The organism is Neobacillus piezotolerans (assembly GCF_003362805.1).
Classification (GTDB): Bacteria; Bacillota; Bacilli; order Bacillales; family Cytobacillaceae; genus Bacillus_D; species Bacillus_D piezotolerans.
This window is the reverse complement of sequence record NZ_QNQT01000001.1, coordinates 429,445-443,124: the sequence shown is the minus strand read 5'-3', so window position 1 is coordinate 443,124 and position 13,680 is coordinate 429,445. Positions and strand designations below refer to the sequence as shown.

At 46.1% G+C, this 13,680-nt stretch carries 13 protein-coding genes; 7 read left to right on the top strand and 6 right to left on the bottom strand.

The genetic code is table 11. The features are described 5' to 3' along the window. Nucleotides 1-264 precede the first annotated feature (264 nt). Complete coding sequence (locus DRW41_RS02005) at nucleotides 265-1,299, top strand: acyltransferase family protein (RefSeq protein WP_115450875.1); 1,035 nt, start codon at nucleotides 265-267, stop codon at nucleotides 1,297-1,299. A gap of 192 nt (nucleotides 1,300-1,491) precedes the next feature. Then, nucleotides 1,492-3,237: a B12-binding domain-containing radical SAM protein gene (locus tag DRW41_RS02000; RefSeq protein WP_115450286.1), complete on the top strand. Its 1,746-nt coding sequence runs from the start codon at nucleotides 1,492-1,494 to the stop codon at nucleotides 3,235-3,237. A 16-nt stretch (nucleotides 3,238-3,253) separates the two neighbouring features. Here the strand turns inward: DRW41_RS02000 and ykzE are convergent, their stop codons facing one another. After that, nucleotides 3,254-3,406 (bottom strand): protein YkzE, encoded by a 153-nt coding sequence (ykzE, locus tag DRW41_RS22795; protein WP_181884382.1) that lies wholly within the window; start codon nucleotides 3,404-3,406, stop codon nucleotides 3,254-3,256. Further along, nucleotides 3,406-3,567 carry a protein YkzP gene (gene ykzP / locus DRW41_RS22790; RefSeq protein ID WP_181884381.1) on the bottom strand — a complete coding sequence of 54 codons (162 nt, stop codon included), beginning with the start codon at nucleotides 3,565-3,567 and terminating at the stop codon, nucleotides 3,406-3,408. The genes ykzE and ykzP overlap by 1 nt, the downstream gene beginning before the upstream one ends. 150 nt (nucleotides 3,568-3,717) lie before the next feature. Here ykzP and DRW41_RS01995 point away from each other — a divergent pair, with 150 nt between their 5' ends. The 5 genes from DRW41_RS01995 (at nucleotide 3,718) to DRW41_RS01975 (ending at nucleotide 8,505) form a co-directional block, all read left to right on the top strand. Beyond that, the gene (locus DRW41_RS01995; protein WP_115450285.1) at nucleotides 3,718-4,065 is read left to right on the top strand and encodes a DUF3905 domain-containing protein; all 348 of its coding nucleotides are present in this window, start codon (nucleotides 3,718-3,720) and stop codon (nucleotides 4,063-4,065) included. A gap of 108 nt (nucleotides 4,066-4,173) precedes the next feature. Next, on the top strand, nucleotides 4,174-5,295 hold the full coding sequence (locus tag DRW41_RS01990; RefSeq protein WP_115450284.1) for a CdaR family transcriptional regulator: 1,122 nt from the start codon (nucleotides 4,174-4,176) through the stop codon (nucleotides 5,293-5,295). Nucleotides 5,296-5,404: 109 nt separating this feature from the next. After that, nucleotides 5,405-6,826 (top strand): glycolate oxidase subunit GlcD, encoded by a 1,422-nt coding sequence (glcD, locus tag DRW41_RS01985; RefSeq protein ID WP_115450283.1) that lies wholly within the window; start codon nucleotides 5,405-5,407, stop codon nucleotides 6,824-6,826. Next, nucleotides 6,826-8,169 carry a (Fe-S)-binding protein gene (locus DRW41_RS01980; RefSeq protein ID WP_115450282.1) on the top strand — a complete coding sequence of 448 codons (1,344 nt, stop codon included), beginning with the start codon at nucleotides 6,826-6,828 and terminating at the stop codon, nucleotides 8,167-8,169. Before glcD ends, DRW41_RS01980 begins: the two co-directional genes overlap by 1 nt. Nucleotides 8,170-8,304: 135 nt before the next feature. Beyond that, nucleotides 8,305-8,505, top strand: coding sequence for an alpha/beta-type small acid-soluble spore protein (locus DRW41_RS01975; RefSeq protein ID WP_115450281.1), 201 nt, complete (start codon nucleotides 8,305-8,307; stop codon nucleotides 8,503-8,505). 28 nt (nucleotides 8,506-8,533) lie between these two features. On the opposite strand, the gene DRW41_RS01970 is transcribed toward DRW41_RS01975, so the two are convergent. The 4 genes from DRW41_RS01970 to DRW41_RS01955 form a co-directional block, all read right to left on the bottom strand. Beyond that, the gene (locus DRW41_RS01970) at nucleotides 8,534-9,862 is read right to left on the bottom strand and encodes an anti-sigma-I factor RsgI family protein (RefSeq protein ID WP_115450280.1); all 1,329 of its coding nucleotides are present in this window, start codon (nucleotides 9,860-9,862) and stop codon (nucleotides 8,534-8,536) included. Continuing rightward, nucleotides 9,859-10,614, bottom strand: a complete 756-nt coding sequence (sigI, locus tag DRW41_RS01965; protein WP_245959313.1) for an RNA polymerase sigma factor SigI — start codon at nucleotides 10,612-10,614, stop codon at nucleotides 9,859-9,861. The genes DRW41_RS01970 and sigI overlap by 4 nt, the downstream gene beginning before the upstream one ends. 116 nt (nucleotides 10,615-10,730) lie before the next feature. Next, nucleotides 10,731-11,864 carry a DUF5667 domain-containing protein gene (locus DRW41_RS01960; protein ID WP_115450278.1) on the bottom strand — a complete coding sequence of 378 codons (1,134 nt, stop codon included), beginning with the start codon at nucleotides 11,862-11,864 and terminating at the stop codon, nucleotides 10,731-10,733. A gap of 183 nt (nucleotides 11,865-12,047) precedes the next feature. Next, entirely contained in the window at nucleotides 12,048-13,628 is a 1,581-nt protein-coding gene (locus DRW41_RS01955) for a peptide chain release factor 3 (RefSeq protein WP_115450277.1), read from the bottom strand. Nucleotides 13,629-13,680: the final 52 nt, after the last annotated feature.

The window sequence follows — 13,680 nt, the reverse complement described above, 5'->3', positions numbered from 1 at the left end:
CACCATCTATTTTAGGCAACAGGAAATATTTACGCTGTGACAAATGTTATACACCCCGATAATATTTTAGGTACAGCACATATTCTTTTCCCAATGATACAGATTTCGCAAAGGCTATGGGTCAATCATAACAACTAATACAGATACTTAACTGTAATACAACAGATAAGCACATCCGACTGGAACGCTTTACCTGTTTCCCCAAAAACGATTCAGGGTATCAAGGGAGTGAGATTGCTGGGGGTCTCTTAGTTGGAGGAAATCATGAAAAAACGAAACTACTACTTTGACAATGCAAAATTCATTTTAATTTTTCTTGTTGTATTTGGCCATTTGCTAAGGACGTTCATTGAAGATAATGAGGTCTTTTTCGCGCTTTACAAGGCGATTTACACATTTCACATGCCCGCTTTCATCCTGATTTCAGGTTTTTTTGCAAAGGGCTTCAATGAAAAAGGCTATGTAGCGAAAATAGCCAGGAAATTAATCCTGCCATATATCATTTTCCAGGTAATCTATTCTGTTTTTTACTATTACCTATACCAAAAACCGGATCTCAGGATTGACCCGTTCGACCCACAATGGTCACTTTGGTTTTTGGTCAGCATGTTCTTCTGGAGCATAATGCTGATTTTCTTTACAAAAATCAGGCCATCCTTTGCGATTGCGGCGGCATTCTCAATTGGCTTACTGATCGGCTATATTAGCTGGGTTTCCAATTACTTGAGCCTTTCTAGGACGTTTGTGTTTTTCCCGTTATTCCTGGTCGGCTATTACATGAAGAAAGAGCATTTTTATTCACTATTCACCATCAGGAAGCGAATCATTGCTATCGCTGTTTTCCTCACTGTTTTCGCCGGATTTTACTTTTACCCGGAAATGCAGTATCAGTGGCTCCTCGGCTCCAAGCCGTATGAAGCGATGGGGGTCGCGTCTGTATGGGCGATGTTTAAACGCCTTGGCATTTACGCGCTGAGCCTGGTCATGGTGATGAGTTTCTTCGCCTTTGTTCCAAGGAAACAGTATTTCTTTACAACGCTTGGAAAAAACACTCTTTATGTTTATCTCTTGCACGGCTTTTTCGTCAAAGTTTTCCGGGAGAGCGACATTGCCTCATATTTTGACAAGACGGAGAGGATCGTCCTTCTCGCAGGCATTTCTCTCATACTCGTCATCGGGCTGTCCAGCAAGCTGATTACATCCTTTACCCAGCCGCTGATAGAACTGAAAGCCTCAAGGACGAAGAAATTGTTAAGCAGGCTTTCAGGCGGCCTGAGGCTTAACCAGGGGCGCCATTAATAAATTTGAGACCCAAACCGCTGTCCCCATACTTCCGTCTGCGAATCCCTTTCGGCTATGCCGGGAGGGATTTTTTCAATTACTAATACCAGTCCCGTACCCGCATACCTATTAAATATTTCCTTCCTTTTACATCGTCCGGTGATTATACTAAAATATTGATTAAGAACCTTTTTGAGGAGTTAACAAAAAATGAAGATTATCTGTTCAACTTTGAACGCGAAATATATTCACACCAATTTGGCCATCCGTTATCTTAAAGCCTACGCAGCTCCGGAGTTCAGCATTGAACTGGCAGAGTATACGATCAAGGACCCCGCTATGAACATCGTTTCAGACCTGATTGCAAAAAAGCCCGATGTTATCGGATTTAGCTGTTACATTTGGAATATTGAAGAGACGCTTAAAGTGATTTCGATGATTAAAAAAATCAATCCTTCCATCGCCATCGTCCTTGGCGGCCCGGAAGTTACGTATGATACAGCTGATTGGATGGAAAAAGTACCAGCTGCCGATTTTATCATTATCGGAGAGGGCGAGGCGGCGTTCAAACAGCTCCTTATCGAACTTGAAAGCGGGGCTCCAAAGCTTGAAAAAGTGCCCGGTTTGGCATACAGGCTGGATGGCAAGGTTAAAATCAATCTCCAGTCCGGCAAGCTGGATCTGAAGGAAATCCCTTCCCCCTACCGCTTTCCTGAAGATATCCCCCATCTCGGAAAAAGGGTCACGTACATTGAAACAAGCCGCGGCTGCCCGTTCAGCTGCCAATTTTGCCTCTCGTCCATCGAGGTTGGCGTACGCTATTTCGACCGAGAAAAAATTAAAGAAGACATCCGCCATTTGATGGCCAACGGGGCAAAAACGATTAAATTTGTCGACCGCACCTTTAATATAAGCCGAAGCTACGCAATGGAAATGTTCCGCTTCCTGATAGATGAACACCTGCCCGGGACTGTTTTTCAATTTGAAATAACGGCGGATATCATGCGACCGGAAGTTATTGAATTTTTGAACAAGGAAGCGCCTCAAGGATTATTCCGTTTTGAAATTGGCGTGCAGTCAACGAATGAATATACGAATGAGCTCGTAATGAGGAAGCAGAATTTTGAAAAACTGAAGAGGACCGTCACGATGGTTAAGGAGGGCGGCAAAATCGACCAGCATCTTGACCTGATTGCCGGCCTGCCTGAGGAAAACTATCAATCTTTCCGGAAAACCTTCAATGATGTGTTTGAGATGAGGCCGGAAGAATTGCAGCTCGGATTCTTAAAAATGCTACGCGGGACCGGCGTAAGGCTTCGCGCCGACGAGCATGATTACATTTATATGGACCAGGCCCCGTATGAAATTCTCGGAAACAACGTACTTCCATTCGAGGATATCATCCGCATCAAGCAAGTAGAGGATGTGCTGGAGAAATACTGGAACAGCCACCGAATGGATGCAACGATCGATTATTTAATCACGAGGGAATTTCCATCGCCGTTCGACTTCTTCCAGGAGTTCGGGGCGTATTGGGACCAAAAGGGATGGGCGCGGATCGGACATCAGCTTGAGGACCTGTTCAAACGACTCCATTCCTTCCTGGAATCAAGGGATACCCGAAATCTTGACATAATAGAGGGACTGATGATGTTCGACTATTTGTCGAGGCAGAAATACAGCCCGCGTAAACCATGGTGGGAAAAACGCTTCGATAAAAAAGATAGGAGCGCCCTTTACCAGCGCCTTTTGGCGGTACCGTCGATTGCGGGAAAATCGTTTGAAAGACTTGGCCTTTCGGAAAAGGAAATGTACAAGCATACGATTTTGGAGCCACTTGCCTTCGATTTGGGAACGTACTTGTCATCAGGTGAAATAAGGGAAGCCCCTTCCGCCCTGGCGGTTTACTACGACCCGGCCGGGAAGGGGCCGCTGATTGGTTCGTTCGCGCAATAAGCCGGCATTCGCCGGCTTATTTTTTTTCTTTTTCGGGTTTATCCCGGCCCTTTTGGTCATGGTTTTCCTTGCCCATTGCAAATAGCTCAAAAAGCTTAATCCCGTTCACATCGCCGAATTCGATGCTGAACTCTTCCTGACCTGGGTTGCGGCGCAGCCTGTCCTTCATCAGCCCCGCCCTTTCCGCCCAAGTTTCGAATTCCTGTTTGCCCCTTTCATAGGGTCTTCCTCATGGGCAAGTTCAGCGGAAAAATCCGATTCCCGGGTATTTTTATATGGTGTTTTGCTATATTTCTCGACAGCATTCCGCTCCGCTTTCCGTTTTGCCATTGCTGATGCCTCCTTTTTCATTAGTTTCTTTCATCCCCACGCTTTTCATGCATTCATCGGGAACTCACCAAGCATCAATTGAGGTTTGTATTACTATAGGGATAAACCTATTCCTTTTTTCAAAAAATAATTAAAAAAGGAGGAATGAAAATGACCAGGGATGCGGATGAGTTAAGAAGGCCCGATATGGACGGGACACTCCCCCACCAGATCAATGCCCCTGATTTCAAAGGCACAGGCATCAAAATGAAAGCCCCTTTTGTGAACCGGCATGGGGTGACCATTGGAGACAGCAACTATTCTTCCCCGAATTCCCCCCTTGAAAATTGGTCGGATGAAACAGATCCGGAGATCATGGCCGGCGATCAATGGGTCCATCCGACAAACGATATCGGATGGAACACTACTGAAAACAGGGAGCTGCTCGAAAGAAGGCGAAAACCAAAAGCCGTTCCCTTCATGCATCCGCAAATCGATACAGGGAAAGGCACGGATTAAATTCAGAAGAACCGCCAGCACCGGGAGGCGGTTCTTTTTCCTTTTAAACGCGGCCTCGGTACAATTGAGTATATAATAGAATTGGCATTAACAAGGAGGCGAATAAAGATGCTCCAGCCCGAACTTGCCGGAAAAATCATAAACGAAATCCGGAAAGTAATTGGTGAAGACGCCATTGTCGCCAGTACCGATGGAACCATCATCGCGAGCACCGACCCGGCCAGAACCGGTTCATTCCATGAAGGGACGCTCATTGCGGCCATTGAAAAAAGAAAAATAATCATTACGCAAGAAGACGAAACAAAGTTAAAAGGCGTTAGAGCGGGAATCAACCTTCCGATTTTTTTTCAACATGATGTCGTTGGTATTGTCGGGATAACCGGCGACCCGGAGGCTGTCACGCCTCTTGGGGAAGTGATTCGCAAAATGACCGAGCTGCTTATCATGGAAAATTATTATTCCAGCCAGTTTGAGTGGCAATCCCGCGCTCTTGAAGCCTTTGTCGCGGATTGGCTGCAGGCTCCCGGCGAAGAAACATTGATGGACAGGGCAAGGCTCCTTGGAATTGATATGGCGCTTGAGAGGATGGCTGCCATCATCGCGTTCAGGAATATCAGCCAGCCGCTGTCACGAGAAACCTGGTCCGCCCTGTTCAGCTGGCCTCATTTTTCAAAAACAGATGTTGTCACCCGGTGGGGCAACAGCCGCATCGTCGTCCTGCTCGACCACTCGCTTTCACCTGCGCGCGATGAAATTGAACGCAAGATCGCTTCTTTCTGCGATTTTACCGAAGCGCTGGCCGGAATTACCCCCGTTGCTGGCATAGGACAATCGGCGCCGGCCGGTACTATAAAGGAGTCCTACTTCCATGCGGGAAGAGCGCTTAAAAATGCCGGCACATCCAGGAAGGTAGTTTTTGATGAAGACCTAACACTTGAAATGTTAATTGATGGATTGAACGCGGAGATAAAGATCGATTTTGTGCGCCGGACAATTGGCCCAATTTTGGAAGAAGTGGACCTGCTTGAAACGTTAGCCGAGTTTTTCAGGCAAAACAAATCATTCAAAAAGACGGCGGAACAAATGCATATTCATATCAATACGCTCCATTACAGACTGAAAAAAATCGAGGAAATGACAAAGCTTAACCCAGGAAGAACATCTGACTTCACAGCTATGTTTCTGGCTATGCTCTTTTTGGATAAAAACACAAATAACAATCTTATCTGACCTTATTTTTTGGTTATAGACACATGGCGGTCGGATTGCCTGTTTTTTTATAATAATCATATAGGAAATGGAATTTAGTCTGCATTTAAAGGGATTGGAGGAATGCATTATGTTGGCACAGGGGATTTCCGAAAAAATAAAAAAGGAATTCATCGCGATTGTTTCACCCGAAAATTACGAGGATACACAAACGAGCCGGCTCGTCTATTCCTATGACGCAACGCCAAATTACCAGGCGCTCCCGGAGGCAATCATAAGCCCGAGGAATACCCGGGAAGTATCGGAGGTCCTGAAAATTTGCAACGAGCATGGGATACCGGTCGTCCCGAGGGGATCAGGGACGAATTTATGCGGGGGTACATGCCCAGTCGAAGGAGGGGTCGTCCTTCTATTCAAGCATATGAATAAAATCCTCGAAATCGACGAAGCGAATTTAACGATAACAGTCCAGCCCGGCGTACTGACAGTCCAAATTATTCAAGCCGTCGAAGCGAGGGGGCTTTTTTACCCGCCTGACCCCGGGTCGATGAAAATTTCAACGATTGGCGGCAATATCAATGAAAACGCCGGAGGGCTCCGAGGCCTTAAATACGGTGTTACTAGGGATTATGTGATTGGGCTGGAAGCGGTGCTCCCGAATGGCGATATTGTACGGACTGGAGGAAAGCTTGCAAAGGATGTCGCAGGCTATGATTTCACCCGCCTATTTGTGGGCTCGGAAGGAACGCTATGTGTCGTGACTGAGGCTATCCTGAAACTACTTCCCCTCCCCGAAACAAAAAAGACGGGTCTCGCGCTCTTCAGCGATCTCGAATCAGCGGCTAAAGCGGTGTCAAAAATCATCGCCAACAAAATTATACCGGCGACACTTGAATTCCTTGACAATGCAACTATCAGGGTCGTTGAGGATTATGTGAAAATCGGCCTTCCAGTGAATGCCGAGGCGGTCCTTTTAATCGAACAGGACGGTCAACCGGAAATTGTTGATCGGGATATGGCAAAAATCATCGATATATGCCTTCAGGAAAATGCTTTTTCAGTCGAGGTCGCCAAAACGGAACAGGAAGCGGAAGCGCTTAGAACCGCAAGAAGGACGGCATTGTCCGCCCTTGCAAGGCTAGCGCCGACGACGATTCTTGAGGACGCGACTGTTCCTCGTTCCGAAATTGCCAGGATGGTTAAGTCTATTACTGAAATCGCAGGAAAATACAATCTCAAGATTTGCACATTTGGCCATGCCGGAGATGGAAATCTTCACCCAACCTGCCCGACCGATGTCCGGAACCATGAAGAAATGGAGCGTGTCGAAAAGGCATTTGAAGAGATATTCCAAAGGGCAATCGAGCTTGGCGGGACAATTACCGGCGAACATGGCGTCGGGATTATGAAGGCGCCTTATCTGGAGATGAAATTGGGAAAGGAAGGCGTTGCAGCCATGAGGGCCGTCAAAGCGGCGCTTGATCCGAACAACATTATGAACCCGGGTAAAATTTTTGCTGGAGACAGCCGGAAACGGGTGGTGGTTTCCTAATGACAACAGTAAAGGAAAGGGAAGCAATCCAGCAGCAATTTAAAGCGCGGATGGACGAAGATGAATTATTGAATTGCATGCGATGCGGGTTTTGCCTGCCAAGCTGTCCGACCTATATCGAATCAGGGTTTCAGGAAACCCACTCGCCAAGGGGCCGTATCGCATTGATGAAGGCTGTTGCTGATGGCCTGATTGAGCCGGACGCGGACTTTGAGCGATCATTGGATTTATGCCTCGGGTGCAGGGCATGTGAAACGGTTTGCCCTTCTGGCGTCAAATATGGCTCCCTTCTTGAAGAAGCGCGCGATATCATCGCAAACAATAAATCTTACTCGCTTCCTGTAAGGGTTGCAAGAAAAGCGGCCTTTAGCGGCCTGTTCCCACACCAGAACCGCATGCGCGCAGTAGCCGGCCTCATCGGGTTTTATCAGAGGTCAGGACTGCAAACCGCCGCCAGGAAAATTGGGTTTATGAGCCTCCTCCCTGAAGGGCTCGCTTCCATGGAAAAAATCCTGCCAAAAATTCCGCCTATGAAGGAATTGAAAAATAGGCCCGAATTCATGCCGGCGACCGGCAGGAAAACAATGAAGGTTGCATTTTTCAGGGGCTGTCTGATGGATACGATGTTCCTTGAAACAAACGATGCGACAATCAAGCTGCTTCAGCTAGCCGGTTGCGAAGTTGCCATTCCGGATAGTCAGGCTTGCTGCGGGGCGCTGCACGGCCATTATGGCGAAAAAGAATCGGCCAAGGAATTGGCGAAAAGGAATATTGCAGCATTTGAAGGGACAGGAGCGGATTATATCATTACCAATGCGGGTGGATGCGGGGGATTTCTAGTTGAGTACGGGCACCTGTTCCAAAATGATGCGGAGTGGCATGAGCGGGCTGAGGCGTTCTCAAGCAAAGTAAAGGATTTATCTGAAATCCTATTGGAGGCTGGTTTCCTTGAGAAAGTTACGCTGGAGCTGCCTGGCCAAATAATCACGTATCAGGATTCATGCCATTTACGGAATGCCATGAAATCCTCGGCCGCTCCGAGGGAATTATTAAAGGCGCTAAAAGGCGCGGAATATCGGGAAATGAACGAAGCAGATCGTTGCTGCGGCTCGGCGGGCATATACAATATTATAGAATCCGAAATGTCAATGAAGGTACTTGATTCCAAAATGGAGAATGTCAAAGATACCCACGCGGCAACGATTGTAACTGCAAATCCCGGATGCCTTCTCCAAATGAAGCTTGGTATAGAACGTGAAGGCTTGTCAAAATCAATGCGAGCTGTCCACATTGCCGATTTGCTCCTTGAAGCCGTAAAAAAGGAAACGCTAGCCATTCAGTAGGAATTGTCCGCCATCATTAACTTTTCTTTGGGATTTGCCAAACCGGAAAAGAATTACCACTCATATTTTTTATCTCTTCCCCAAAAACTATACCTACAGAGAGCAATCTCTGATGTTACTAAAGGAGTGAGATCCATGGCAAGAAACAGCAATCAACTGCTTGTTCCAGGTGTGGAACAATTCCTTGACCAGGTCAAATATGAAATTGCCCAGGAATTTGGCGTTCAGTTAGGTTCTGATACAGTTTCCCGCGCGAACGGTTCTGTCGGCGGAGAAATTACGAAAAGGCTCGTCCGTCAGGCACAGGCACAAATGACCGGCCAAAACAACCAATAACAACTGAATAAACATGGAAAAAGTCCGGCTATTTGCCGGACTTCCCTTTTTCTTTATAGTCGTCATTTGTATCCTGGCCCCCATTCTTTTGGGGGTCATTGTTGCCTTTATATCCGTTCTTGTCTTTTTTTTGCTGGCCGTTGTTTTCTTTAATGCTGTTTCCTTTTTCCCCATTACTGCTTGCATTGCCCTTGCCTTTGTTTTCGGAATCATGTTTTTTGCTGCCAGTATTTTGATTGCTTTGGGGACTTGGCTTTTGGTTGCTGTTCCCTTTTCCGTTGTTCTTTCCATTCTGGTTGTCTTTCTGTTTTTTTGGGTCACCACCTTTTACATCACTGCCCTTTTTTCCCACGCTGTTCCCCTTGTCATTTCCATTATTTTGTTCTTTACTGTTGCCTTTACCGTTGCTGTCCCCGTTCTTTTTATTGTCTTTTCCGTTATTTTTAGTCTCAGCTTTTTGGCTGCCTTTGTTTTCTTTAGGTTTTGTTTCATGCTTTCCTTTTCCGGCTTCAGCTTTGGAGTTGGTATGCCCATTCCCCTTGTTCTCCTGCTTCAGCGGTACGACTGGCTTTCCAGGATCCGCTTTTTTCGACTGGCCTGGAGCGGAAGCTTTTCCTTCCTTAGATGGGACCGCGGAGTTAGTTGCAGTTGGGGCATCCTTGCTTGCCGGTTTTTCTTCCGACTGAATTGCGGCTGAAGCCCCAGCCTTGTAATTGCCGGTAGTCACTCCAAGTTTACGGGCTTCCTTAAGGTCTTTAGGAGATGCGCTCACTACCGTTACTTCATGTTCTTCTTTCTTTGCGGTTTCGGATATTTCCTCGATTGTTTCCTTCAGTCTAAGATCTGCCTTATCTTCTTTTTCACCAGTTTGCACGGCTGAAATAATGACATTATTTGTTTCCGCAAAATACCCTTGCCGTCCGATTTCGTAAAGGATCTTCTCCGCTACTTCGGATGCGTCTTCCTTTTTCCAGTCTTTCAAACCGGAGACTATTTTCTCTCCTTCTGGATTGTAGCCGCTCATTTTCAGGACCTGCATTTTATCATTGAGCCCAAGCTCAATGCTCGGATTCACATCTATGGACATATATGCGTATACCTGGCTTCCACTGTTCAGCGGAATAATCGCGGAAGCCATAATAATTAAGGCCGCGGCCGCGGACATCCAAATCCGCTTCATTCCGGCCAGCTTCCCAACCGTGTTTCTCTTTTCATGCGATTGGATTGCAGGTTCAAACGTAATCTCCTGGCCAATCAAGTACGTTTTCCCTTTCCTGCGCGCCCTTAAAAATTCTCCCTCAGGGGTCAATAAGGTTAGAAACGACTCATCCATTTCCAATATGATACCTGTTCTCATGAATCAAGCACCCCTTTTATATAATCCTTCATATACACATAATCACCGGACATGATTAATGCCATCGCGATAATATATTTCCGGTTCCGTTCAAGCGTTTTACGGCTGACATGGACCATATCTTCCAACTGTTTCATAGGAAGCCGTTTTTTAACGAGTAGGCTATCCCTTAATTCTTCATTTTCAGCAAGCAGCCTTGCTGCCTCGATTGCGTTCTTGCGCGCATCCGCGTGCTTGGGGGCCTGGTCGACCAAATCCTGAAGGCTAAGTTCGTAATCCCGCAGATGTTTTTGGAAACGGAGGATTTCCTCCCTCCTCAATTCTTCATCTGTTTTTTTCCGGTAGTCATCAAGCGAAATTTCGTTCTCGATCAACGCTCCCCTGGTATCCGGTTCTCCCGCCTCCGTCTGGAGCTCAAAGCTTACGGTCGGATTCTTGGCTTCCTTACGGATATGGTCAATGACGCGCCTTTTTATAAGCACTTCCGCAAAACTTAAAAGTGAGCTTCCTTTTTCAGGGGAATATTTTTGAATCGCTTCATTAAATGCAATAAGGCCTATGCTAAACTCATCGTCTGATTGAACGATATATCTTTTGCATACAACCGAAACTGTTTTTGCAATGAACGGCTTATAGGCTTCAATCAGTTCATTATTCAGCTTCTTGTCGCCCTGCTGTATTAATCTGACAGACTCCTCTAGCGTCTGCTTCTTTTTTTTGGCTAAGAACAATAAGCTTAGCATAAACCTCACCTCTCTAATCCCCAATTATAGCATATGAGAGATGCCAGTGGTTTAATTGGGAGAAAAGATAGCCCAAAAAGAGCTATCTTTTCCATTGCTTCATGCTAGCAGTTGCTTTGGCAGTCTTAGTTGCCGTTCTTGCCATGACCGGCTCCTTTGCCGTTTTCTTTCTTTTCAACATTAACTTGTGCTTTTGCCTCGAACTTGGCGGCTTTTTCAGCTTGTTTTACTTCTTTGACTTGCTGTTTTGCCTCGCTGCGGATTTCCTTTACTTCCTGGTTGGCCTGCTTGCGTACTTCATTAGATTTTTGGTTTGCCTGCTGGCGGATTTCTTTTACTTTTTGTTTTGCTTCCTGCTTTGCGGCGGCTGCCGGAGCTGCAGGAGTGGCTGGTACAGCTTTTACAGCTGGCTTCTCAACTTTTGTTTCCGCCTTTACAGCAGTTTTTGCATCTACTGATACTGCCTTTTCCGTTTCAGCTTTTTCAATTTCAGTTACCTTTTCGGCTTCAGCCGCTTTTTCTGTTTCAATTTTTTCTTCCTCTTTAGCTACCTCTTCAGCCTTTTCGGCCATTTTGGCAAGAGTTCGATCGATGTTTCTTTGAAGCGCTGCCTTGGCAGTTGGATTTTTTACTTTTTCAAGCGCGGCTTTCAGAGCAACAATGTTGTTTCGTACGAGTTCTTCGCTTGAGCCTTCTTTGTCTTCATCGTTTTCAACAGCCTTTTCTTCGTCAGCAGGCTCATCTTTTGAAGTTTCTTCGTCTGTTGCAGGCTGTTGCTCACTGCTTTCAGTTTGATCTTCAGTTTTTTGCTCGTCTGATTTTGGTTCATCGGACTTTTGCTCGTCGGATTTTGGTTCATCCGCTTTGGCATCGTATTGATTCAAGTAGGCAATGCTGTCCTTAAGCGTTTTAATCGCCATGTCTTCTTTTCCCGCATTGAAAAGCTCTTCTGCTTCCGCGAGCCTTTCAGCGGCATATCCCGCCAATAAATCAGCTTCCTTTTCCTTATCGAATGTAATGGCCAGCTTGATTTTTTCAAGGGCGATTTTTACAAAGTAAAAGAAATCGCCAGGAACCAAAGCAGGCTTTTCAGCATCGTTCTTTACTTGGACATCAGTTGTAACAGATGTTTCAGCCTGGACCTTCTGCCCCTCCGTCAGTGTGTCCGCGGACGCAAGTGCTGGTGAGAATGCAAATGTTCCTGCAAGTGCCATCGCCATTGCGGCTTTGCTTAATTTTTTCATTTCTACGTTTTTCATTGATGTCACCTCATATAAAGTTGTAGCGGCCGCTTTCACTAAACCTTACGCAGCGATTCCACCCTTTTGTGAGGGTAAATTAAAAAATTATGTTATTTTCATGAAATAAGGCCATAAACCTGCAACGGTTTATGGCCTTGTTATTTGTTTCGAAAACGGGGCATTTCTCCCCGATTAAGTACGCTAATCGTGCATATCCATAGGATTGTAAAGTTTCACTTCAGGATTCTTATCCTGGAACCATCTCAAGGCAAACTCATTCTCAAAAAGGAACGCGTACTTACCGAATCGGTCCTTTACGAGCAGGCTGCGCGAGTTTGAGAGGTTTTCATTGACAGTATCCCCGTCAACCCATCGAGCCACTTTTGAGCCGAGCCGTTCCATGATTACATCCGAATTGTATTCATTCTTCATCCTGTGTTCAAAGACTTCGAACTGAAGCTGCCCGACCGCCCCAAGCAAGTATTCTTCCATCCTAACGGTTTTGAAAAGCTGGATGGCGCCTTCCTGGACGAGCTGTTCGATCCCTTTATAAAAAGACTTCTGCTTCATAACGTTTTTCGCAGATACTTTCATAAACAATTCAGGGGTAAACTGCGGCAAACGCTCAAACTGGAATTGTTCTTTGCCGGTCGTGATTGTATCGCCAATCTGGTAGGTTCCGGTGTCATAAAGGCCGATGATGTCCCCGCTGACAGCCTCTTCAACAGTATTCCGCTCTTCTGCCATAAAAGAGGTAGATTGCGAAAGCTTAATTTGTTTCCCAAGTCTTGGAACATTTACGCTCATACCGCGCTCGAATTTTCCTGAGCAAACCCTTATGAAAGCAATCCTGTCACGGTGGGCAGGATTCATGTTCGCCTGAATTTTAAAAACAAAGCCTGAAAAGTTCTCGGAAAGAGGGTCAATTTCACCTGCCGAGGAATTACGCGGCTTTGGAGGCGGTGCGAATTGCAGGTAAGATTCAAGGAATGTCTGGACGCCGAAAGTAGTTAGCGCGCTACCGAAAAAGACAGGCGTCAGGTTTCCCGCCGCTATACGTTCAGGTGAAAATTCGTTCCCAGCCTCATTTAGCAGCAATACTTCATCAAGCGTCTGATCATATAGGCCTGTTTTCTTTATTGCGTGGTCGCCTTCAATTTCACCGTCATTTTTTAGTGGAATGAAGCGGTCTTTTTCCTCCACCCGGAACTGCTCAATCCGATTATGGTACCTATCATAAATCCCTAGGAATTCTTTCCCCATTCCAATCGGCCAATTCATTGGGTACGATTCTATCCCCAGGACTTCCTCCAGTTCAGCCAGCAGCTCAAGCGGCGGTTTACCCTGGCGGTCAAGCTTGTTCATGAACGTGAAAATCGGTATTCCCCGCATCCGGCAAACTTTGAACAGCTTCATTGTCTGTTCCTCAATCCCTTTTGCGGAGTCGATAATCATGACAGCGCTGTCGACAGCCATGAGCGTCCTGTAAGTGTCTTCACTGAAATCCTGGTGCCCCGGTGTATCAAGGATATTGACCCTAAAGCCGTCGTAATCGAACTGCATGACACTTGATGTAACGGAAATCCCGCGCTGCTTTTCGATTTCCATCCAGTCACTTGTCGCATATTTACCGGTCTTTTTTGCTTTAACGGTCCCGGCGTCGCGGATTGCCCCGCCAAAAAGAAGTAATTTCTCTGTCATTGTCGTCTTCCCTGCGTCCGGGTGGGAAATGATTGCAAAAGTCCTTCTTGAGAGGACTTCATCTTTAAAATTCTTGCCCATTTTTGTTTCCTCACTTTTGACAATTAGATTTTGTCCATAATTTCTATCTTAT

Coding starts and splice junctions, on each gene's coding strand:
- DRW41_RS02005 (WP_115450875.1), top strand. CDS start 265: ATGAAAAAACGAAACTACTACTTTGACAATGCAAAATTCATTTTAATT.
- DRW41_RS02000 (WP_115450286.1), top strand. CDS start 1,492: ATGAAGATTATCTGTTCAACTTTGAACGCGAAATATATTCACACCAAT.
- ykzE (WP_181884382.1), bottom strand. CDS start 3,406: ATGAAGGACAGGCTGCGCCGCAACCCAGGTCAGGAAGAGTTCAGCATC.
- ykzP (WP_181884381.1), bottom strand. CDS start 3,567: ATGGCAAAACGGAAAGCGGAGCGGAATGCTGTCGAGAAATATAGCAAA.
- DRW41_RS01995 (WP_115450285.1), top strand. CDS start 3,718: ATGACCAGGGATGCGGATGAGTTAAGAAGGCCCGATATGGACGGGACA.
- DRW41_RS01990 (WP_115450284.1), top strand. CDS start 4,174: ATGCTCCAGCCCGAACTTGCCGGAAAAATCATAAACGAAATCCGGAAA.
- glcD (WP_115450283.1), top strand. CDS start 5,405: ATGTTGGCACAGGGGATTTCCGAAAAAATAAAAAAGGAATTCATCGCG.
- DRW41_RS01980 (WP_115450282.1), top strand. CDS start 6,826: ATGACAACAGTAAAGGAAAGGGAAGCAATCCAGCAGCAATTTAAAGCG.
- DRW41_RS01975 (WP_115450281.1), top strand. CDS start 8,305: ATGGCAAGAAACAGCAATCAACTGCTTGTTCCAGGTGTGGAACAATTC.
- DRW41_RS01970 (WP_115450280.1), bottom strand. CDS start 9,862: ATGAGAACAGGTATCATATTGGAAATGGATGAGTCGTTTCTAACCTTA.
- DRW41_RS01960 (WP_115450278.1), bottom strand. CDS start 11,864: ATGAAAAACGTAGAAATGAAAAAATTAAGCAAAGCCGCAATGGCGATG.
- DRW41_RS01955 (WP_115450277.1), bottom strand. CDS start 13,628: ATGGGCAAGAATTTTAAAGATGAAGTCCTCTCAAGAAGGACTTTTGCA.